We start from the raw sequence: 19,551 nt of genomic DNA, 5'->3' as shown, positions 1-19,551 counted from the left end.
AGCCGTTGACGGCATCGAGGAACTCGGTCAAAACAAGTACTCCCATCGAGGTATCGACGTCACCGGAGATACTCGCGTGCCTGATATGTCCGGTTATTGCCGATTGGTCACGACGATGTTACGAGCGCGCGGGCGGCTCTGGGGCGACTTCCCGAGATTCGACACCGAGACCGCTCCGTAGCACCGGCCGTACGGGTACATCGGCGGGCCGCACCAGCGCCCCTGCCGAATTCTCCTGCGACGGAACGGTGTTCGGGAATAGGGGTAGGGGTGTCCGAGGCTGGGCGGCTACCGGGGAGGCGGCGATGCCGCATCGGGGAAAATCTCGTTCGGCCTTGCTTCGAGGCCTTCTTTACGGCATCTTTACGGTCAAGGTGTGCCGGGAAGTCTGGTCGGCAGCTCGGCCCGAGACGGGTCGGGTTCGAATTGGCGACGGGACGAGGTGCCGCCGATGCTGCAGCGTATTGGAAAAGAATTGCTCTCGGGTCTGACCGTGGCGATCGTGGCGCTGCCGCTGGCGATCGCGTTCGGCATCACCGCGACGGGCACCTCCGAGGGCGCGCTCGTCGGGCTGTACGGCGCGATCTTCACCGGATTCTTCGCGGCGGTCTTCGGCGGCACTCCCGGCCAGGTCACCGGCCCCACCGGCCCTATCACCGTCGTCGCGACCGGTGTAATCGCTGCTCATGGACTCGAGCTGGCCTTCGTCGCGTTCGCCATGGCGGGAGCGTTCCAGATCCTGTTCGGGCTGTGTCGGCTCGGGTCGTTCATCCGGTTCATTCCGCACCCGGTGGTGTCCGGGTTCATGGGCGGGATCGCCCTGATCATCATTCTCGGCGAACTCGATCAGGTGCAGAAGAGCTTCCTGATCGTGGCGAGCACGATCGCGCTGATGCTCGCGTCGGCACGAGCGATCAAGGCAGTTCCGGCGAGTTTGGTTGCGCTCGTGGCGATTACGATCGCACTGCCGTTCGTCGGCACGCTGCTCGAGGACATCCGGGTCGGGCCGCTGGCACTGAACACCGCGATCGACTACATCGGCCGGATCCCGGAATCCATTCCCACGCTTCAGATTCCGGACCTCAGCGGGTCGCTGATCGTGACGCTGCTGTTGCCCGCGTTGAGCATCGCGCTGCTGGGATCGGTCGATTCGCTGCTGACGTCGGTGATCATGGACAACATCACCGGCGGGCGGCACCGCAGCAACAAGGAGCTGATCGGCCAGGGCCTGGGCAACATCGCCAGCGGACTGTTCGGGGGCATGGCCGGTGCCGGTGCCACCGTCCGGTCGGTGGTCAACGTCCGAAGCGGGGGCCGAACGGCGCTGTCGGCGGCCACCCACAGCGTCGTGCTGCTCACCCTGGTCGCCGGTCTCGGCGGTGTCGTGCAATACATTCCGCTCGCGGTACTGTCGGGAATCCTGATCCTGACCGCGGTCGGCATGTTCGACTGGGAGACCCTACGCAAGGCGCACGTCGCCCCGCGAGGCGATGTCGTGGTGATGTTCGCGACGATGGCGATCACCGTCCTGGTCGATCTCACCGTGGCGGTCGCCGTCGGCGTTGTCCTCGCCCTGATCGTCCACGCTGTCCAGGCGCGGCAGCGCGAGGTCTCGATCACCGAAGACGGCTCGGCGACCTACCGGCTCCGCGGCCCGCTGTCGTTCCTGTCGGCCGACCGCGTGTTCTCCTCGTTGCGCAACGGTCATTCGTCCCTGTCGCTGAACCTCAAAGACGTGTATTACATGGACATGTCCGGCGCGAAGGCCCTGCTGACCTTCATCGACCATTCGGAAAAGGCCGGCGTGGACGTCGGACTCGAACAGGTGCCGCCCCACGTCGAGCGGCGGCTGATCGCTCTCGCGACCCCTGCCCAGCACGAAAAGCTGAAAACCATCGTGACGCCCACATAGGGTCAGGATGGGGGCGAGACTCAGCACCCCGACCAGCAGGAAAGCCGAAGCGACCGCGCGGCACCGCCGGTGTGGCGGCACGCGGTCTCGCGATGTCGGATGGTCAGCCGAGGGCGGACAGCACCTCACGGCAGGCGTTTTCGCACCGTCGGCAGGCCTCGGCGCACACCTGGCAGTGCCGGTGGCGGGAGGCATGGCGTTCACATTCGCTGCCGCAGGCGGCACACGCGGCCGCGCAGGCCCGCAGCACCGCGGCGATCACGCCGGGATCGTCACCGGTGTGCCGCGACAGCACCCGTCCGGTGGCCTCGCAGATGTCCGCACAGTCCAGATCGCGTCGCACACATGTCGCCAACCCAGCCGCATCGTCCTCACTCAGACAGGCATCCGCACATGCGGTACACGCCTGCGCGCAGGTGACGCATTCATCGATGCAGCGCCCCAGCATCTGCTTGTCCATCCTCAGTGTGGCCGGATAGGTGTCGAGCATGTCAATGGCCTTGGTCATGAGAGCCCCTAGTGTTCGTCGGGATCGTTTCACGACTGCGGTACCCGTCGAGGCACGCTTCGAACGCGCCCGGCACCACAATCGAGCGCGAACGATCCAAGCGCTGGTATCCGCGCAAGGCAACGACGACAACGACATCCGCCGCCAACTCCTCCGTCCCCGAATCGACGAGGGCGAGACCAAACTCCAACGCCACCGCCGCGCACTCGAAGCCGGCGTGGACCCAGCGGTACTGGTCGACGCGATGAACCCAGCCCAAGCCGAAAAGATCACCGCCCAAAGCGAACGGAGAGCAGGACGATATGACGCACGCCCGCTGCCTTCGCCAGATGCGGAACGTCGTCCACCGTCGCGTTGGTGTTCGTGTTCGAGGTGGAGTTGCCAGTATCGGTCCAGGTCGTCGTTTTCGATGACGGCGCATAAGTGCAGGATTGCTTCCGTGTCGTCCAATCCCCATCTGGCACCGCCCAATTCGAAGCGGTCGGCAACGAGACGGCGGCGCGCCCGTTCTGGTTGAATCGCCCGTATGGCAACCACCGTGTGCGTCCCCGGCCTGGTGCTCACCGAGCACGAGTTCTCCGTCCCCCTCGACCATTCCCGCCCGGACGGCCCGAAGATCACCGTCTTCGCTCGGGAGATCGCCGATCCGGACGGGCTCGACAGGCCGTTTCTCGTCTACCTCCAAGGCGGACCCGGGCACGAGGCGCCGCGGCCGTCACGCGGGGCGCCGAGCTGGCTGCCGCGGGCGTTGCGGGAGTACCGGGTGCTGATGCTCGACCAGCGCGGCACCGGACGGTCCACGCCGGTCGGCGCGTTGTCCGGCACTCCGGCCGAGCAGGCCGAATACCTCACCCACTTCCGTGCCGACGCGATCGTCCGCGACGCGGAGTTCGTGCGGCGGCAGCTGGGCGTGGAGAAGTGGAGCGTGCTCGGGCAGTCGTTCGGCGGGTTCTGCACGCTCGCCTACCTTTCCCACGCTCCCGAAGGCCTGGCCGAGGCCTTCTTCACCGGCGGGCTGCCGCCGATCGCGCGGCATCCCGACGAGGTCTACACCGCGACGTTCGCCAACCTGATCGAGCGCAACCGCCAGTATTACCTCCGCTATCCGGGTGATCGCGGCCGGGTCGAGGCGCTGCTGCCGATGCTCGACGACGGGGCCGTCGTCCTGCCCGACGGCAGTCCGCTCACCGCGCGGCTGTTCCAGCAGCTCGGGTATGTCCTCGGTGCCAGCGGCGGCGAGGAGGCGCTGCACTACCTGCTCGAACGCGACCCGACCTCCCCCGCCTTCGCGCACGACGTCGCCAACTCGCTGCCGTTCACCGCGCGCAATCCGCTGTACTCGGTGATCCACGAGTCGTCCTACTCCGACGGATTCGCCACTCGCTGGTCCGCCGAGCGCGTGCTGCCGGACGAGTTCCGCACCGACCGGACGCTGTTCACCGGAGAGCACGTGTTCCCCTGGCTCTTCGACGACGTCCACGGTCTGCGGCCGATGAAGCAGACCGCCGAGCTGCTCGCCGCCCACGAGTGGCCGCGACTGTATGACGCCGACGTGCTGCGCGAGTGCACGGTCCCGGCGGCGGCCGCGATCTACGCCAACGACATGTACGTCGAGCGGACGTTTTCCGAGGAGACCGCGCGGTTGATTCCGACGCTGCGGCCGTGGATCACCAACGAGTACGAGCACAACGGCCTGCGCGCGTCGGGCGATCACGTGCTCGGGCGGTTGATCGACCTCGTCCGCGGCCGGGTCTGACGGGTCGTGAGCGAACCCTGAGAAACTCTGATTCCCGCAAGGCTCCCCTCACCGACACCCCGGTCCCCCGCCTCATCCCCGGCCTGAAATCCTCAGCCGCAGCCGGTGCACTCGACTCGGCATCACCCGCCGACCGGGTGCACCACCCGAACCATCGAGCACCTGAAGCCGCAGGCAATACCGGACGTTCTGCGGCGCAGTCGATCTCGCTACCTTGACCTCTGGACGAGCGGCATTTTCGGACGCGCCGAGTCGTCACCATGGCTGCTGACCAGGCGGCGTGGGCGAGCGGTCAGCCGTGCTGGGCACTGCCGTAGGAGGGCTGCCCGGTCGGCCCGGCCGCGCGACGGGCCCGCTTCCCGCGAGCGATCTCTGTTTCGAGGGCGTCGAGCGGGTTGGCCAGCTGATGCAATGGGTCCACGAGGGTGGTGAGCCACGCCAGTGCCGCACCGACACCGTCGGGATCAAGGGCGTAGAAGCGACGCGTGCCCTCGGCCCGAACGCGCACCAATCCGGCCGCTCGCAACGCTTTGAGATGCTGCGAGACGCCGGGCTGGGAGATCGAAGTACGGTCACGAACCGTTTGTACGATAGCGCCAGCGGATTGTTCGCCGGTTGCCACGAGTTCGAGGATCGAGCGGCGGATCGGGTCGCCCAGGGCCTCGAAGATGTGGGCAGTGTTGGCACTCATCAGGATTCGTGGCCATCCCCGGGCTCGGCGGTATAGAAGGTGAAGGTCTGCTCGGTCGCCGCCCGGGCATTGGTCGCATCATCGCCATCGGCAATCGCGGCCTCGCCCCAGGCGGTCGCGGCGGCACGAATGAACTCGATACCGTCGGGCGTGGTGTGCAACGTGAGCGCCACGGCCGGATCCACCGATTCTCCACTCGCCAGATACATGCCGAGACCGGCGAGGGCGAGATCCCACCCGACGCCGACCGCCCCCGGCCCGAACCGCTTCCACATCTCGGGGTCGATCGGCGCTTCATGCATCAGGGTCAACTGCGTGCCGTCCCCGGCCGGGCTGAGCACAACCTCCAGCCAGGAGACCTGATCGCCCATCTCCCAGGTGACAGCAAACCCTTTCGGCGCCTCACAGCGCTCGATCACCCCGTGCGCATTGCCCTCGAGCTGATAACGCCCACCGACTTCCAGCGAACCGCTGATCGGCAGAAACCAGCGCGGGATCCGCTCGATATCAGTCAGCGCGTCCCACAGATCGGCCTGATCAGTGGGATAACCGCGCCGAGCAACCGCGACCCTCGTCGGCACACCATCCCGAGAACCGGTGCGCACCTCCCGAGTCACGAGACCGGCCAGAGCCGTGGGATCAGACAGCAAGGGCATGACATCCTCCTTGTATAAGTTATGCCTTATATTATTGCACACTCGAAGGAGTGGTCCGTGTGCACTCGCACCCGGCGGTGTCGCCGCCGCCATCGACCTGCACCGAGCTGAGCCAGCGAACGTCGCCAGGGAACTCAGCGTCTGGCTGAACCAGCCTCATCGCCGCGCAAGTCGACGGCGCGTCGTCGGCCAACGCCACAACCCCGCTACCGGCGCGGTGGACGAGTTGGCACGCTTGCTCTCGGCCGGACGACTTCGGGTGGCTTTCGCGGCGAGTTTCCCGATCGAGCAGATCCGCCGCGCGGCCGCGGGCGAGGTCATCATCGACCGCTAGATCGGTTCGGGCTGCGGCGCTCCGCAGCCCGAACCATGCGCCTCCCGATGTGATTCCGTTGAGAGCTGGCACGCTGAAACAGTCGGTATTCGGCATTTTCGTGCGTTGCTGAGGTCGAGTTGATCTCTGCGCGTTGGCCTGCCGGCGTTCCGCACGGCTGCACCGAGGTGCCCGAGAGCTGGCAGCTTGGCCCAGCGTCAATCAGCCGGATCACACAGAGCTGCAGGGGTTTACCTCCGAGCTGGCGCGTCCTTACCGTGCGTGTATCTGATTTTTGCTTTTTCGGCGAGGCGGCGATGGCGTCGATATCGCCCCGGCGGGGATCGCCGGCACAGGTCCTCTGGTCCGCGGGCGGCAGCGCCGCGAACCAGATTCCCGTCGCCGGGCCACTCACGTATCGCATGCCTCTGTCAGAGAGGGTTCTTGGAGAGCTCGCGCGCACATCGCCGCGTCCGGGTCCGGGCATTGTGGCCGACCGGGCTGTCCGAAATTTCGGATCCAGACCAATCCGTCTGCACTACCGCTGCGAATAGTTCTTCGGCTCGATGCGGGTCAGAGGGGCTGTGCCGCAACGAGTTCGATTCGCTGTCCGCGCGGCCGTGGCCGTCCGCGCCTGTTGGCCAGTGGTCGCTCGACCCGACCACGCCGAAGTCCCCTGATGGAGGTGAGGTTCAAGCATGGAGTTGTACAGCGGTGCGCCGTGGCTACCCATCGAGGTCGTCTCCGGCCTCGGCGGCGTCCTCGGCCGCCGGTTATGACCGGCCAACCCCGGTAGCGGTCAGAACTCCGACCGCACCCACGCACCCGCCGGAGCAGGCTCTGCATTGCTACGAGAGCGATTGCAGTGCAAACGACTCGGCCCGAGGTTGGCCGGTTCGAACGCCAGATGCGGGTGCGTGTTGACCGGATGGAAGTGATCGGCGTGAACCCGTCCGGGTCGAACCGTTTCGCGCTGTAGCCGATCGACTGCCCGCACACATGATCGCGCTGACTCTACCGGAGATCCACCGACTACTCGTCGCACTCGTCCTCGCCCACCACCATCACGCCGATCACGCCTGGGCCTGGTAGGAATGGCGATGGCGCCACCGATACCAAGCCCGTCTCCCCCACTACCGACGCCGCGGCCACCCACTCACCTGAATGTCGTTGCGGTCTCCCGCAACACTTAGGCGAAGCGGCGGGTGCGCGGGACCGGGGAGAGCAGGATCGGTACAGCGGCGCCCGAGAACATCAGTCCGGCCAGCCACACGAGCGTGTGTGCGTCGGTGACGGCGCCCAGCCAGGCGCCGATAGGACATACCGGACGGCAACGCCGCGATTTGCGACACCCCGGCCTGGCAGATCTCACGCATGCGGACCCTCGCCGACCGACGTGGGTGGTCGCCGCTGGTGGCCTTGCAGATCGAGTACAAACACCCCCCGGTCACGAGGGACTGCGATCCGTGCTGTCGGGTTCCTGTCCCGGTTCGGGTGATTGGCGTGGCGCGGCGGGTAAGTCGGCACCAGCGGGGATGCTCGGGTGGTAGGGGGCCCGGGGCGGGGTTATCTCGTCGAGGCGTTCGTTGATGGCGCAGGCCAGGATGTCGTGTTGCAGTGGTGCCAGGGTCGTGAGTCCGTTGAGGTAGCCGTCGATTTCGAGCAGGCCCGCGGTGCCGCCGATCGCGAAGTACCGCAGCCACAAGTGCTCGGTCTGCATGCGGGTGGCGTGGTAGGCGTCGATCAGCTGGAGCTGATACGGATCGGTTCCGGGCTGCGGCATGATCTCACTGCTGCTCCGCCGGGCGGGCCGACGAGTCGACGATGCGCTGAGCGATCTGCCGCAGGGAGAGGTGTTCGCGTTCGGACAGATCGATCAATCGCCGGTAAGCGTGGTCGGGATCGATACGATGGCGGGCGACGAGGATGCCGCGGGCGACGGCGATCGTGTCCCGGGTTTGCAGCGCGTGCTGCAGGTCGGCGCTGAGGCGCTGGGCAGTCTGCGCGGTGTGCATGTGCACCAGCAATATCGAGGTCTGCTCGGCGAATCGGCGCAGCAGGCTCTCCCCGGTCGCGCCGTAGGCGTGCGGGCGTTGGGAATACACCTTGATCGCCCCCAGGCACTGCCCCGCCGCCAGGACAGGCGCCGACAGGCTGGCGGCCAAGCCGAGGTCGACCGCGCGCGGAACCCACTGCGGCCAGCGCTGTTCGCGGCCCAGGTTATCGATGCGGATCAGCACATGATCGGCCCACGCCGACAGGCACGGGCCTTCGCCGAGCTCGTACTGCACCAGGTCGGCGCGTTCCACGATCGGATCGGTGGCCGCCGAGGTCGTTCGGCAGCCCCGATCGTCGAGCAGGCTGATCCCGGCCCCGCAGCTCGGTGGCAGCACATCCACCGCCAGGGAGGAGATCACCGCCAACGCGGCCGACACCGTATGTTCCGACAGCAGCAGCCCCGAGGCCGCGGCATAGGCCGCCGCCAGCTCGTCGGAAGGGGGCCTTCGTATGCTGTGCTCGTTCATCCCTGCACTTCCTGACCCGGCGGTGCGAACCAGCGCGGGCCCAAAACACAGGCTGCACAGCGCATTCGCCCGATGCCGCGGACATGAAGACCGGGGCGCATCCCGGACTCGTAATCGTAGGATGCACACCCGAATCCGCTGCGGTCAAACGGTGCCCACGCCCGCGATATCGGTGAAGACCCTTGGACAATGCCGGTCGATCCTCGAGATCCTACGGGTAGGTCGGGTGCCTTGATTTTGCCAGGACACCCACGTGGGACTGTCAGCCTGGTCGCGAGAAGCGATGGCCTGTCGACTCTTTCGCCCGGGATCACAGGGTGGGAAGGTCGCGGGTTCGGCCCGGCCCTCCACCTGCCTCGGGAGGGATTGTCTCTCGGTCTCGGCTGACCATCGTCATCAGGGCGGCGTGCGCGGTGGCGTGGTCGGTGGTCGATGCGATGACGCGCAGCACGATCATGTTGCCGTTGCCGCCGTAGACGTACATCGTGTTGCCGAGTTCGAACGGGTAGGCGTCGAGTCGCACCGCGCGGTCGCCGACGGTGAGCTTCCGGGGTGCGCGGGTCCAGCTTGTGTGGTCGTAGACGACGCGCTGGATGGGACCCAGCCGAACCGTCAAGACCGTCAACAGGTCCGGCAGTTCGGCGACGAGTTTGCCGGACCGAGGCCACCAGGCGCCGTCGAGGTAGCCGTCGGTGTCGACCTTCGGCTTCAACCGCAATCGCGGCGTGTAGTCGGGCGGAACGCGGTGTCGTGTGGAACGGCGGTGAATCTGCAGTGGCGCCATATGGGTACTTCCTGTTCGGCGGCGAAATTCGAGCCACGCCGGTCGCGGTGCCCCGGATGTGTGTTCGTACCTCCAGTAGACGCTCCGCTGACCCCGCTGTCAACGATGTAGGTCTACACTATGGGACGCCGTAGTCGTTCCTCGCAAGAACGGAGTCTGGTCCCGTGATGGCCGAACCGCCGATCGACCGCAAATCCTTTCCGTCCGGAACCACTTCCGGCCGCTCGGCCGAGGGCGGCAGACGCAGTCCGGTGACTCGGACGGCGGTGCTGGCCGCGGCGCTCGAGATCGTCGATCGAGACGGGGTCGACGGTTTGTCGATGCGACGGCTGGCCGATGCGGTGGGGCGGGATCCGATGGTTATCTATCGGCATGTGCCGAACAAGGCCGCGGTGCTCGACGGTGTGGCCGAGGTCGTGTTCGCGCAGTTGTCGGTTGATGCTACGGACTCGGACTGGATGTCCCAATTGCGTCTGGTGGCAAGGGATTTCCGCCAGCTGGCGCTGGCGCATCCGAAGGTGGTGCCCTTGCTGGTGACCCGACCGCTGGCGACGCCGCTGGGACTGCGGTCACGGGCGGTGTTGCGGCCGCTGGAAGACATGCTTGCGTTGCTGACGCGGGCGGGGTTCTCCGGTGCCGATGCGCTACATGTCTATCGGGCACTGTTCGGGTTCCTGTTCGGACATGTTCTCAACGAGTTGCAGGAGATCGTCGAGAATCCCGAGGAAACCGACGATCTACTGCGACTGGGGCTGTATCGGCTGCCCATCGGCGAGTTTCCGCTACTGCGGGGATTGGCGCCGGTGCTGGCCGCCTACGACGGCGAAGCCGAGCTCGAACGTGGCCTCGATATTCTGCTGACCGGCCTGGCGGCGAACCTGTCCGGCGACGATGGCCTGCGCCGCCGGTGATCTCAGCGCGCCGGTCCTCCGCCTTCGGAATCCCAACGCTGTTGTGCCGCGGCGGTTTCGGTGTTGTCGGTGTCGTATCGCACGATGACCGCCAGAAGGTCGCCGACGGTGGATGTGGTACTCGGGTCGGCGGCGCTCGTCATGGCGGCGTGCGCGGAGTCGGGGCTGGTCTGCGCGGGGATGACCATCAGGGCGATCCTGGTTCCACCGATGTCGACGATGTCGATGGCGTGAGCCGGCGCGTACCGGTAGCCATCCAGTCGTACCCGCCGCCCCGCGGCGGCGAATTGCCTTGGGGCACCAGGCCAGTCGTCGAGATGGTAGATCACCCGATGGATCGGGCCGAGCCGGGGAGCCAGGACCTCCAGCATGTCCGGCAGTTCGGTCGTGAGCTCGTTGCTGCGCGGCCACCATGCCCCGTCGACCGCGGCGGTGTCGGGCACTCGGGGCGTGAGTCGAAGCCGCGGCCCGGATGCGGTCGAAGGAGCGAATCGGTTCGGTTGCGGCGTCATGGTCGACGCTCCTGTCTCGGTCGCGGGGCGGCCGGGGTGATGGTGGTGGTGAGACCTGCGAGCAAGATGTCGAGGCCCAGTTCGAGCTCGGCGGCCCCGTTGTAGGCGGCCAACTCCGAGGCCAAGCCGCGGAGCAGGGGGAATTCCTTGGGCGGCAGGCGTTGGAATCCGAGCCGCAGCACGTCATCGGTTTCCTCGGGGCGTTCGATGACCTCCCGCAGTTCGTTGAGGACGTGCCCGTAAAGGAATCCGAACAGGGCGCGGTAGATGTGCAGGGCGTCGGCGGCGGCGAAGTCGGCCCGGATGAGTAGCTCCAATATGCGTTCCAGCGGTCGCAGGGTGCCCAATGGTCGCAGTCCGAGCGGGGTGTCGAGTGGGCGATTGACCAGTAGCGGAACCACATTCGGGTGGGCCATGGCCAGACGGCGGAAGTTGCGCGCGACCACGCGCAATTGATGGCGCCAGTCCGGGTCGCCGCTGTCGACGCTCAGTTGCTCGAGCACGATCTCGGTGACGCCGTCGAGAAGCGCGGCCTTGTTGACGGTGCGGCGATAGAGCACCATCGGGTCGCGTCCGAGTGCCTCACCGAGGCGACGCATCGACAGCTGATCGACGCTGTCGCCGTCGATGATCTCGAGCGCGGCGGCCAGTATGGCGGCCCGGGTGAGAGGGCTGTGCCGGGGGTGGTCGTCACAGCCACGATTCGAGTCCCCGGACGGTCCGGCTCTGGAGTCGTTCATCGCTTCGGACGCCCTTTCGTGGTAAGTCAACGCTGTAAGCCTACGCTGTAGACATACGATGCGACAGGGCCTAGGCTGAGGAGGTAACCGGTTCATGCGTCGAACGGTCGGCCGATCCGGTCGGCCGCGGTCGAATCACGCATCCGGGACAGGATGATCCGATGACCGAGAACAAGATCCTGCACCAGCTCCAAGCCGTGAAGGCGCATGTGGCGAAGCTCCTCGACAGCGCCAGCGCTGGCGGTACAACACGCGGACACGAGTACCGAACCCGGAGCGGCTTCGGGCGAGTCGAGCAGAAGCTCAGAGGGGTGTTCAAGCGCTGACCCGCCGTCCTTGGCACGTACCGGGCGTCGCCCCCGGGGCACTCGCTTATCGATCTGTCCGCGACACAGCTTCAGAAGAACTCGAGGAAAACCATGGCTATCACCGATGTTGCTGCCTACGCGCATCTGACCGAGGCTGACATCGAGGCGCTCGGGCGCGAGCTCGACCTGATCCGCCGCGACATCGAGGATCGGCGCGGAACCCGGGACGCGAACTACATCCGCCGCACAATCGCGTTCCAACGCGCCCTCGACGTCGCGGCGCGGCTCACAATCGCGTTGAGTCGCAACAGAACAGGATGGATTTTGGGCGCTGTCGGGCTGGCGGTAGCGAAGAGCGTGGAGAACATGGAGATCGGCCACAACGTCGGCCACGGCCAATGGGATTGGATGAACGACCCCGAAATCCATTCCGGCACATGGGAATGGGATATGGCGGGTTTGTCATCGCAGTGGCGATATTCGCACAACTATCGCCATCACGTGTTCACCAACGTCCTCGGCATGGACGACGACATCGGCTTCGGCGTGATGCGCGTGACCCGCGACCAGCGCTGGCGGCCGTACATGGCACTGCAACCGCTGCAGAACCTGGTGCTGGCAGCCACCTTCGAATGGGGAATAGCCATTCACGGCCTCGACGCCGAACGCGCCCGCGCCACGACCAGGCCAGAGAAGATCGTGCAGGCCAAGGCCCTCATACGAAAGGTCGCCCGACAGGCCGGTAAGGATTACCTACTGTTCCCCGTGCTGAGCGGCCGGCGTTGGCGCCGCACACTGACGGCGAATCTCACGGCGAACATGCTGCGCAATGTCTGGGCCTATCTGGTGATCTTCTGCGGCCATTTTCCCGACGGCGCGGAGAAGTTCACCGCCGCGGCGGTCGAGCGTGAGACCAAGGCCGAATGGTATCTGCGACAGATGCTGGGCACCGCGAACTTCGATGCCGGACCGGTGCTGGCCTTCCTGAGCGGCAACCTCTGCTACCAGATCGAACACCATCTGTTTCCCGATCTGCCCAGCAATCGCTATGCCGAAATCGCCGTACGGGTGCGCGCCCTGTGCGACAAATACGATCTGCCGTACACGAGCGGATCGCTACTGCGCCAATACCTTCTGGTCATGCGCACCATCCACAAACTCGCCCTGCCGGACCGCTTCCTGACAGCCACATCCGACGATGCCCCCGAGACAGCCTCGGAGCGAAAATTCCTCGGCTCCGACACAATTGCCGCCGTCACCGTCGCGCGCTGGTCCGGACGGCACGGGTTGCGAACGGCACTCCGCGCGGCAGCAGCGCGAGCGGCTACAATGAAATTATCGGCGACATAACGCATGCAACCACTCGAGGTTGTATCGTCGGCCGATTCGAATGAATCCGGCCGATTCGCGGCCGAGGCAGGAACGTCGACGATGAAGCGACGAGAGAACCGAAGCGACACCGAGCCGAATGGACCGCCCGCAGATCGCACACCACGCGTATTACTGAAAGCCAGCGGGTTGAAAACCGGATACGTCGATGGTGCGTGGTGGCCCTACGCCGACGATCTCGCAGCCGAACTTCCGGCTCTGCTCCCGATCCTGGAGACCCGTGTGGGCGCCATACATCGCGTGACGTATCGCCTCGACGAGTGGCCGGATACGCCTGGCGTGCTCGCATTCGCCGGGCGGGCGGTGCGACTGGACGGCTACCGTGGCGGAACTGTGCACACGATCGAAGTACTGGGTGCGAGAAATCACCGATTGGTTCTGCTGGTTGTTCCGCCCTACACCGACGCGCATCACGCGTTCACGGCCATGGCCTCCGCATCCGGCGCGGACAACGAAGCAACCGTCGACGACCTTTTGATGGTCGGCATGCGAGAACGCACCGCCCGCACCGACAGAGCCACCGCAGTGCAACAGTGGAAATACCGCACGCCGCTTCGGACGTCGCCCCTCCCGATTCCAGCCGATCGCACCGCCACGAAGAACCGGATCGGGGACGACTGCTGAGCCGTGTCCGGCGACGCGACGTCGACCGCCACGTTGCTGATCGCGCGAGCGAAACACAGTCTCCGGATCGATGGCGCGTCTGGCCGCGAACGGCGAATCCCGCGGCCGAATTGCATGAGGTGGTCGGCTTGCTTTGACCTCCTCTCGGCGCCCGGCACGACCGGCCTGCTGCTCCGCCAATACCTGTTGACACTGCGGACCATCACAAACCGGCCCTGCCGGACAGCTTGCTGACCGCCACCTCCGATGACGCACCCGAGACCGCCTCGGAACGGAAATTCAACGGCCGCAGCACCATCGGACAAGCGACGCAGATTGCGTCGCCAGGCGGCAGGTCTACGCTCGGCACTGCGCGCGCTTGCAGTACCGAGGGTGTGATCTCACTTCCACCGTTGTAGACCTACAGTGTTGCCACCGAGTGACAGTCGGCGTGTACTGGAAGTACCAACCAGATCCGAGGGATCAGTACGCGCCTGAGTACGCCGAGACGGGAGCTTGGGATGGATGTGCCCGCCGTGGTCTGGGGGTTGACGGTTGTGGGGGTCGTGGGCCTGCTGCTGTTCGACTTCTTCTTTCACGTCCGGAAGGCCCACGTTCCCACCTTGCGCGAGGCGGCCCTGTGGTCGGCTGTCTATATGGGGATCGCGGTGGTTTTCGGGGTTGGTGTGTGGATGGTCGGCGGTACCACGATGGGCGCCGAATACTTCGCGGGGTACGTGACGGAGAAGGCGTTGTCGGTGGACAACCTGTTCGTGTTCCTCATCATCATGACCAGTTTCAAGGTTCCCCGAGCAGACCAGCAGAAGGTACTGCTGTTCGGCATCGTCTTCTCGCTGCTCGCCCGGACCGGCTTCATCCTGCTGGGCGCCGCGTTGATCAACTCCTTCGCCTGGGTGTTCTACCTGTTCGGCTTGGTCCTGCTGGTCACCGCGGGCAATCTGCTCAAACCCGAAGCGTCGGAAAATCATTCCGCGGACAATCTGCCGATCCGTCTGGCCAAACGGTTGTTCCGCACCTCGGACCGCTACGACGGCGACAAGCTGTTCACGGTGCGCGACGGCGCGCGGGTGATGACTCCGATGCTGCTGGTCATGGTGGCCATCGGCGGAACAGACCTCATGTTCGCGCTGGACTCCATCCCAGCCATCTTCGGCCTGACCCAGAACGTGTACCTGGTGGTCACGGCCACCGTGTTTTCTTTGCTGGGTCTGCGCCAGCTGTACTTCCTCATCGACGGCCTGCTCGATCGCCTGGTCTACCTGACCTACGGTCTGGCAGCCATCCTCGGCTTCATCGGGGTGAAACTCGTTCTGCACGCGTTGCACGAGAACAATTTGCCGTTCATCAATGCCGGCCGCCCGGTACCGGTCGTCGAGATCAGCACCGGCCTGTCGTTGAGTGTGATCCTCGGTGCGCTGGCCGTCACCGTCATCGCCTCGCTGATCAGCACCAAGGGCAAGGCCCAAAACGCCGTGTCCGCGGCCCGGCGCCACGCGATCGCCTACCTCGACGTGGAAACCGACCCCGCCATCCGCGAGGACATCTTCGACCACCTGCTCGCCGAGGAAGCGCAGATCAAAACGCTACCGGAGAACTACCGCGCCCGGATCCGCGACCAGCAACAACTCATGGCGCTGCTCAACCGGGCCCATACCGAGCACGATGCGGTCCAGGCGGATGTGCGGAGGACGTGGTCGCAGAAACCCTAGAGGCGGCGCGCGGGGCACTGATCGACCATGCCGCACGCTCACCACGGCCTCCGAGGAACAGGGCCCGGTCAGGCCTCGGTTTCGGTCATGGGGATCATGTTCCGCTTGGGGGCGTCACAGGTTTTCACCGCGACCTTGTCGGTGACCAGCAACGGATCGCCGCCGACCCGTCCGATCTCTCCCCCCACCCCGCCGACACCGAACACCGCTAGCGCGACTCACCCCGCCGACACCGGCAACCTGTCTCGGCCCGCTACCGATACCCCTCGGTGGTAGGCATCTTTCGCCGGTCGCGTGGCCGGGCGGTGGCGCACGATCCTGGCTTGGTTCCCGGCCGCGGGAAAAGATCCCGAGCGACAGTCGATCCTGAGACGATCGGAGATAGCCATCGGCACGCTGAATCGCGAGGGATGAATGGCCGGATTGATCGCCCAGGTCGACAGGTGGCAGCAGCGCCACCGCGGGTTGGGATTTCCGCTGGCGGTGGTCTACAAGTTCGTCGACGATCAGGGCGGATACCTTGCTGCCTTGATCACCTACTACGCGTTCGTGTCGTTGTTTCCGCTGCTGCTGATTCTGACGACCGTGCTCAGCGTGATCCTCAAAGCACAGCCCCATCTTCAGCAGCGCATCCTCGAATCGGCCGTCAGCCAGTTCCCGGTGATCGGTGACCAACTCGGCCACCCGGAGCGGCTCAGCGGCGGCACCGTGGGCGTGACCGTTGGAATCGGCGCTGCGGTGTTCGGTGGTCTCGGCGTCTCGGTGGCCGTGCAGAACGCGATGAACGTCGCCTGGGCCGTGCCCGTCAATCGACGACCCGACCCCATTACGGTCCGGGTGCGAGGGCTGATGGGACTGATCACTCTCGGTCCGCTGATGCTGGGATTGACCGTGGTGTCGCGGATCGTCGCCGCGTGGCATATCGGTTTCGGATTCGCCTGGCTGCTGTCGGCGGTGTCGGTTGTGTTCAACGCGGGAGTGTTCACGATCGCGTTCAAGTGGGCCACCGTGAGACCGCTGCGCTGGCGGCAGGTCGCGCCCGGTGCGGTCGCCGCCGCCCTCGCCTGGCAGCTGCTGCAGCAGTTCGGCTCCCTCTATGTGGGCCGGGTGGTAAGCCATGCCTCCAACACCAACGGTGTATTCGCCGTGGTCCTCGGGCTCCTCGGCTTTCTCTACCTCGCTTCGTTCGCGGTCGTGCTGTGCGCCGAGATCAATGTAGTCAGGGTCGACAGGCTCTATCCTCGTGCCCTGCTGACACCGTTCACCGAGAACGTCAACCTCACCACTGGCGATCGGCGCACCTACACCGATCAAGCCCAGGCCCAGCGCAACAAAGATTTCGAAGACATCACCGTTACCTTCGACCAGGCCCCCGAACGATGAACTCCCCCGCACGTCGTGGCCGGGCACGCGCCTGAGGCGGGCGGTAGCGGGCGGAGCGGCCGCGTGGAACCGGTCGGGCACACCGACGCCTCCCCTACCCGTGGTTGGCAGGACGATGGCCCGCGCGCTGAACCGTTCGGCGGTCCCGGGCCGTCGAGTACGCAAGGTGAAATTTCACGGAAAGATGAAGTAACCCGTGAGGAGAAGGGAGGAGTTGCCTGTCGGATCACCCGAGAACATGTGCGATGCGGGTGATCGCCGACGTTCCGGTTACATGTCGGATGATGGTAGTAATTCCCCTTCGATGCCCCGGTGCCGTACGGCACCGGGGCCTTCGGCGTTTGGAGGTTGAACATTCCCGACCCTGCCAGCACGAACGAGAAGTTCGACGACGACTACCCCGCCTACACCATGGGGCGGGCCGCGGACATGCTGGGCACCACCCCGGCGTTCCTGCGCAGCCTCGACGACGCGAAACTGATCACCCCGCAACGCTCGGCCGGTGGGCACCGCCGCTACTCCCGCCGCCAGCTCCGCCTGGCCGCCCGCGCCCGCGAACTGGTCGACCACGGCACACCCCTCGAAGCGGCCTGCCGAATCATCACCCTCGAAGACCAACTGTCCGAAGCCCTCGAAACCAACGCCCAACTCCGCCAACAAGACTGACACGACACCGGTGCCTCGCGGCAAACCACCACAGACCGGAGGGCCAGCCACGAGCTGGATAATCCGACCGGTCCGGTAGCAAGGCAGCCCGGCGTGTGCTGTGGCACGATTGCGGGGCGGCGGCCCGAAACGTGGCATGCTGTCCAGTGGGCACGGGTTGTTGCAGTGATCGCCCGGCTCACTACAGGAAGTAACAAAGAAAAAATATGTCGCAAGGTACCGTGAAGTGGTTCATCGGCGAAAAGGGCTTCGGATTCATCGCGCAAGACGGTGGCGGCCCTGACGTGTTCGTCCACTACTCCGAGATCTCCAGCTCCGGCTACAAGACCCTCGACGAGGGCCAGCGCGTCGAGTTCGAGATCGGCCAGAGCCAGAAGGGCCCGCAGGCCCAGAGCGTCCGCGCGATCTGAGAGCTCACCACCCCGAAACCCGCGCCCATAGCGCGGGTTTCGTGCTTTCAGCAGCCAAAAAACGGCACCGACCACGCCGCTACGGAAGGCTACACCGACCCGCAGCCACCGCCCCAGACCGCGCCACGCCCGCCCAGCCCCCGCTGCCGTTTTGAACTCGCACCGGCGGCAGCGCGATCTGGCCCTGCCCGACCGCCGAACGCAGCTCCGCGACGAACTCGGCGCCATCGGCAGCGAATTCCGCAGCCGCACAGCGCACCTCGGCCAACTCCTCGTCGACACCCAGCATCAACGCCTCCACCACCGCGACCAACTTCGCGCTCACCACATCCGCATATATAGGGCCACCCGGATCCAATCGCAGCAGCAGGGACCGATACCGCGCCACGCGATCCAGCGCAGCCAACTCCGGCGAGTCACCCTGCGGCATCGCAACTCCTTCCGACATCCCCACCGACAACGGGCGGAACGAACCGACCCGCACATGGAAAGTCGATCGCGGTCACCGCACTGCGCTTCGCGGCCAGCAATAGCGATACCGGAATCCCCATCGCGAGGCATTCGCCCGATTTAACCGGTTTCGACGGCTTGGTCCTTTGCCCCGCAGCAACGAGTTCCCCGGCATCCGCCGCGCTTGTCGGTCGATCGCGCCCCGATCGTTCTGCTGGACAACGTTTTCGAGACGACGCACGGTCAGATGCGTACAGTTGTTGATATGCGAGCCCTTTCCGGCTCGCAGGATGCCTTTTTGAGTGGAGGCCTACTCGAGTCGATCTCGCCAACTCGGGTGGGTGCGGATATGACGCGAGCCGCCGGCGTGCTCGGCGCGGTCACGGCTGAGCGCGGTTTCCGCACGATGAGATCGGCGCAGCAGCCGCCGCGCTGAACCACCGGAGCGACGGGTGAGTGCGACCGCGACGACGGCTCCGATCGCGATTCCAGCGAACAAAACGGTGAGGACGAGCATGACAGCTCCTGGGTGGATTGCGATGCGGGCGTGGATATCGACAACGGTCGCCGCGTGAAAACGTCAGCGTCAGCGAGCGGCCGGGGTGTGTCCGAACAGCCTGTCCAGGCCGCGTCGACGAGGTGCGGGCCCGGTACCGGCTTCCTGCCCGGCCACAACACCGGGTGCCTCAGGGGCGACCTCGGTGGTGCCGGTGTGGCTGTAGTAGGTGGGGGTGCTGTGGCGGGTGGCCTCGAGTTCCCGGCGAGCATCGCGGCCGCGCCGAGCGGTGCGGCGGGCACCGGCCAGCAGCAAGCCCAGTCCGGCAATCCCGACGCCGCCGACGACGATGCCGTAGAGGAACAGCACGCCGGTGGAGCCGGTGACGTGATAGCCGAACACCGCGAAGTTGTCGGTCAATACGTGGTTGCCGCCACTGTTGGCGAAGACACCTGTGACGCCGATGAGTACTGCGGCGACGAGAATAACGAGCCCGATGATGACGATCATGATGATCCCTCGGATCTATTGGTTCTTCCAGTACACGCCGACCGCCACCTAATGTCAACACCGTAGACCTACAGCTTTGGCGATCCGATCTCCTAAGCGTTCCCGGTTCGAAGAGTGCGGCTTGCAGCACCCGCCAGCGAGTCGGACACCGAACGCGGGAGCCGTGCGCGGGTTCGAGGAGGACGCCGTGGCCGAGAAAAGCTATCGCTCCGCCGAGACCGGCCGGTATGTCACCGAGGAGACCGCGGCCGAGAATCCGAGGACGACCGTGCGCGAGGACGAGCCCCACCAGGGCGAT

Annotated in this window: 21 protein-coding genes and 1 pseudogene; 12 read left to right on the top strand and 10 right to left on the bottom strand. The window is 65.7% G+C overall.

Annotated features, from left to right (window positions below):
- Both NDR87_RS36650 and NDR87_RS36645 read left to right on the top strand, forming a co-directional pair.
- On the top strand, nt 1–181 hold a 181-nt coding region (locus tag NDR87_RS36650; RefSeq protein WP_251918804.1), incomplete at its 5' end, for a hypothetical protein.
- A 270-nt stretch (nt 182–451) separates the two neighbouring features.
- The gene (locus tag NDR87_RS36645; protein WP_251918806.1) at nt 452–1,912 is read left to right on the top strand and encodes a SulP family inorganic anion transporter; all 1,461 of its coding nucleotides are present in this window, start codon (nt 452–454) and stop codon (nt 1,910–1,912) included.
- A 103-nt stretch (nt 1,913–2,015) separates the two neighbouring features.
- Here the strand turns inward: NDR87_RS36645 and NDR87_RS36640 are convergent, their stop codons facing one another.
- Nucleotides 2,016–2,420 (bottom strand): four-helix bundle copper-binding protein, encoded by a 405-nt coding sequence (locus NDR87_RS36640; protein ID WP_251918807.1) that lies wholly within the window; start codon nt 2,418–2,420, stop codon nt 2,016–2,018.
- Between the two features lie 526 nt (nt 2,421–2,946).
- Between NDR87_RS36640 and NDR87_RS36635 the strand changes: the two genes are divergently transcribed.
- Nucleotides 2,947–4,176, top strand: a complete 1,230-nt coding sequence (locus NDR87_RS36635) for an alpha/beta fold hydrolase (protein WP_251918809.1) — start codon at nt 2,947–2,949, stop codon at nt 4,174–4,176.
- Nucleotides 4,177–4,468: 292 nt separating this feature from the next.
- On the opposite strand, the gene NDR87_RS36630 is transcribed toward NDR87_RS36635, so the two are convergent.
- From NDR87_RS36630 to NDR87_RS36610, 5 genes are all read right to left on the bottom strand, one after another.
- On the bottom strand, nt 4,469–4,867 hold the full coding sequence (locus NDR87_RS36630; protein ID WP_251918810.1) for a helix-turn-helix transcriptional regulator: 399 nt from the start codon (nt 4,865–4,867) through the stop codon (nt 4,469–4,471).
- Entirely contained in the window at nt 4,867–5,523 is a 657-nt protein-coding gene (locus NDR87_RS36625) for an SRPBCC family protein (protein ID WP_251918812.1), read from the bottom strand. Before NDR87_RS36625 ends, NDR87_RS36630 begins: the two co-directional genes overlap by 1 nt.
- A gap of 1,760 nt (nt 5,524–7,283) precedes the next feature.
- On the bottom strand, nt 7,284–7,619 hold the full coding sequence (locus NDR87_RS36620; protein WP_251918815.1) for a hypothetical protein: 336 nt from the start codon (nt 7,617–7,619) through the stop codon (nt 7,284–7,286).
- Nucleotides 7,620–7,623: 4 nt separating this feature from the next.
- Entirely contained in the window at nt 7,624–8,361 is a 738-nt protein-coding gene (locus tag NDR87_RS36615) for a GAF and ANTAR domain-containing protein (RefSeq protein WP_251918817.1), read from the bottom strand.
- Between the two features lie 310 nt (nt 8,362–8,671).
- A complete protein-coding gene (locus NDR87_RS36610) occupies nt 8,672–9,079 on the bottom strand; it encodes a DUF5994 family protein (RefSeq protein ID WP_251918819.1) in 408 nt (135 codons plus the stop codon).
- Between the two features lie 233 nt (nt 9,080–9,312).
- Here NDR87_RS36610 and NDR87_RS36605 point away from each other — a divergent pair, with 233 nt between their 5' ends.
- The gene (locus NDR87_RS36605; protein WP_251918821.1) at nt 9,313–10,056 is read left to right on the top strand and encodes a TetR/AcrR family transcriptional regulator C-terminal domain-containing protein; all 744 of its coding nucleotides are present in this window, start codon (nt 9,313–9,315) and stop codon (nt 10,054–10,056) included.
- Between the two features lie 2 nt (nt 10,057–10,058).
- On the opposite strand, the gene NDR87_RS36600 is transcribed toward NDR87_RS36605, so the two are convergent.
- Nucleotides 10,059–10,568, bottom strand: coding sequence for a DUF5994 family protein (locus NDR87_RS36600; protein ID WP_286014487.1), 510 nt, complete (start codon nt 10,566–10,568; stop codon nt 10,059–10,061).
- Nucleotides 10,565–11,308: a TetR/AcrR family transcriptional regulator C-terminal domain-containing protein gene (locus tag NDR87_RS36595; RefSeq protein WP_251918825.1), complete on the bottom strand. Its 744-nt coding sequence runs from the start codon at nt 11,306–11,308 to the stop codon at nt 10,565–10,567. Before NDR87_RS36595 ends, NDR87_RS36600 begins: the two co-directional genes overlap by 4 nt.
- 161 nt (nt 11,309–11,469) lie before the next feature.
- Between NDR87_RS36595 and NDR87_RS36590 the strand changes: the two genes are divergently transcribed.
- From NDR87_RS36590 to NDR87_RS36555, 8 genes and pseudogenes are all read left to right on the top strand, one after another.
- Nucleotides 11,470–11,634 (top strand): hypothetical protein, encoded by a 165-nt coding sequence (locus NDR87_RS36590; protein ID WP_251918827.1) that lies wholly within the window; start codon nt 11,470–11,472, stop codon nt 11,632–11,634.
- Nucleotides 11,635–11,727: 93 nt separating this feature from the next.
- A complete protein-coding gene (locus NDR87_RS36585; RefSeq protein WP_251918828.1) occupies nt 11,728–12,966 on the top strand; it encodes a fatty acid desaturase in 1,239 nt (412 codons plus the stop codon).
- Between the two features lie 3 nt (nt 12,967–12,969).
- On the top strand, nt 12,970–13,629 hold the full coding sequence (locus tag NDR87_RS36580) for a DUF5994 family protein (protein ID WP_251918829.1): 660 nt from the start codon (nt 12,970–12,972) through the stop codon (nt 13,627–13,629).
- A gap of 150 nt (nt 13,630–13,779) precedes the next feature.
- Nucleotides 13,780–14,027 (top strand): annotated as a pseudogene (locus NDR87_RS36575) (acyl-CoA desaturase); the annotation flags it as partial.
- Nucleotides 14,028–14,129: 102 nt separating this feature from the next.
- Nucleotides 14,130–15,338, top strand: coding sequence for a TerC family protein (locus NDR87_RS36570; protein ID WP_251918830.1), 1,209 nt, complete (start codon nt 14,130–14,132; stop codon nt 15,336–15,338).
- A gap of 414 nt (nt 15,339–15,752) precedes the next feature.
- The gene (locus NDR87_RS36565; protein WP_251918831.1) at nt 15,753–16,721 is read left to right on the top strand and encodes a YihY/virulence factor BrkB family protein; all 969 of its coding nucleotides are present in this window, start codon (nt 15,753–15,755) and stop codon (nt 16,719–16,721) included.
- A 312-nt stretch (nt 16,722–17,033) separates the two neighbouring features.
- Nucleotides 17,034–17,387, top strand: coding sequence for a MerR family transcriptional regulator (locus tag NDR87_RS36560; protein ID WP_372494406.1), 354 nt, complete (start codon nt 17,034–17,036; stop codon nt 17,385–17,387).
- A gap of 206 nt (nt 17,388–17,593) precedes the next feature.
- Nucleotides 17,594–17,797 (top strand): cold-shock protein, encoded by a 204-nt coding sequence (locus NDR87_RS36555; protein WP_251918832.1) that lies wholly within the window; start codon nt 17,594–17,596, stop codon nt 17,795–17,797.
- Nucleotides 17,798–17,876: 79 nt separating this feature from the next.
- On the opposite strand, the gene NDR87_RS36550 is transcribed toward NDR87_RS36555, so the two are convergent.
- On the bottom strand, nt 17,877–18,227 hold the full coding sequence (locus NDR87_RS36550; protein WP_251918833.1) for a hypothetical protein: 351 nt from the start codon (nt 18,225–18,227) through the stop codon (nt 17,877–17,879).
- 606 nt (nt 18,228–18,833) lie between these two features.
- Nucleotides 18,834–19,253: a hypothetical protein gene (locus NDR87_RS36545; RefSeq protein ID WP_251918834.1), complete on the bottom strand. Its 420-nt coding sequence runs from the start codon at nt 19,251–19,253 to the stop codon at nt 18,834–18,836.
- Between the last annotated feature and the right edge of the window lie 298 nt (nt 19,254–19,551).

It is taken from the genome of Nocardia sp. CDC159 (genome assembly GCF_023740735.1).
Lineage (GTDB): Bacteria > Actinomycetota > Actinomycetes > Mycobacteriales > Mycobacteriaceae > Nocardia > Nocardia pulmonis.
The sequence above is the reverse complement of the archived record's forward strand: the minus strand, read 5'-3'. Positions and strand labels throughout refer to the sequence as shown.

Excerpts from the sequence above, each read along its gene's own strand:
- NDR87_RS36645 (WP_251918806.1), top strand. The coding sequence starts at position 452 with ATGCTGCAGCGTATTGGAAAAGAATTGCTCTCGGGTCTGACCGTGGCG.
- NDR87_RS36640 (WP_251918807.1), bottom strand. The coding sequence starts at position 2,420 with ATGACCAAGGCCATTGACATGCTCGACACCTATCCGGCCACACTGAGG.
- NDR87_RS36635 (WP_251918809.1), top strand. The coding sequence starts at position 2,947 with ATGGCAACCACCGTGTGCGTCCCCGGCCTGGTGCTCACCGAGCACGAG.
- NDR87_RS36630 (WP_251918810.1), bottom strand. The coding sequence starts at position 4,867 with ATGAGTGCCAACACTGCCCACATCTTCGAGGCCCTGGGCGACCCGATC.
- NDR87_RS36625 (WP_251918812.1), bottom strand. The coding sequence starts at position 5,523 with ATGCCCTTGCTGTCTGATCCCACGGCTCTGGCCGGTCTCGTGACTCGG.
- NDR87_RS36620 (WP_251918815.1), bottom strand. The coding sequence starts at position 7,619 with ATGCCGCAGCCCGGAACCGATCCGTATCAGCTCCAGCTGATCGACGCC.
- NDR87_RS36615 (WP_251918817.1), bottom strand. The coding sequence starts at position 8,361 with ATGAACGAGCACAGCATACGAAGGCCCCCTTCCGACGAGCTGGCGGCG.
- NDR87_RS36605 (WP_251918821.1), top strand. The coding sequence starts at position 9,313 with ATGGCCGAACCGCCGATCGACCGCAAATCCTTTCCGTCCGGAACCACT.
- NDR87_RS36600 (WP_286014487.1), bottom strand. The coding sequence starts at position 10,568 with ATGACGCCGCAACCGAACCGATTCGCTCCTTCGACCGCATCCGGGCCG.
- NDR87_RS36595 (WP_251918825.1), bottom strand. The coding sequence starts at position 11,308 with ATGAACGACTCCAGAGCCGGACCGTCCGGGGACTCGAATCGTGGCTGT.
- NDR87_RS36590 (WP_251918827.1), top strand. The coding sequence starts at position 11,470 with ATGACCGAGAACAAGATCCTGCACCAGCTCCAAGCCGTGAAGGCGCAT.
- NDR87_RS36585 (WP_251918828.1), top strand. The coding sequence starts at position 11,728 with ATGGCTATCACCGATGTTGCTGCCTACGCGCATCTGACCGAGGCTGAC.
- NDR87_RS36580 (WP_251918829.1), top strand. The coding sequence starts at position 12,970 with ATGCAACCACTCGAGGTTGTATCGTCGGCCGATTCGAATGAATCCGGC.
- NDR87_RS36570 (WP_251918830.1), top strand. The coding sequence starts at position 14,130 with ATGGATGTGCCCGCCGTGGTCTGGGGGTTGACGGTTGTGGGGGTCGTG.
- NDR87_RS36565 (WP_251918831.1), top strand. The coding sequence starts at position 15,753 with ATGGCCGGATTGATCGCCCAGGTCGACAGGTGGCAGCAGCGCCACCGC.
- NDR87_RS36555 (WP_251918832.1), top strand. The coding sequence starts at position 17,594 with ATGTCGCAAGGTACCGTGAAGTGGTTCATCGGCGAAAAGGGCTTCGGA.
- NDR87_RS36550 (WP_251918833.1), bottom strand. The coding sequence starts at position 18,227 with ATGCCGCAGGGTGACTCGCCGGAGTTGGCTGCGCTGGATCGCGTGGCG.
- NDR87_RS36545 (WP_251918834.1), bottom strand. The coding sequence starts at position 19,253 with ATGATCGTCATCATCGGGCTCGTTATTCTCGTCGCCGCAGTACTCATC.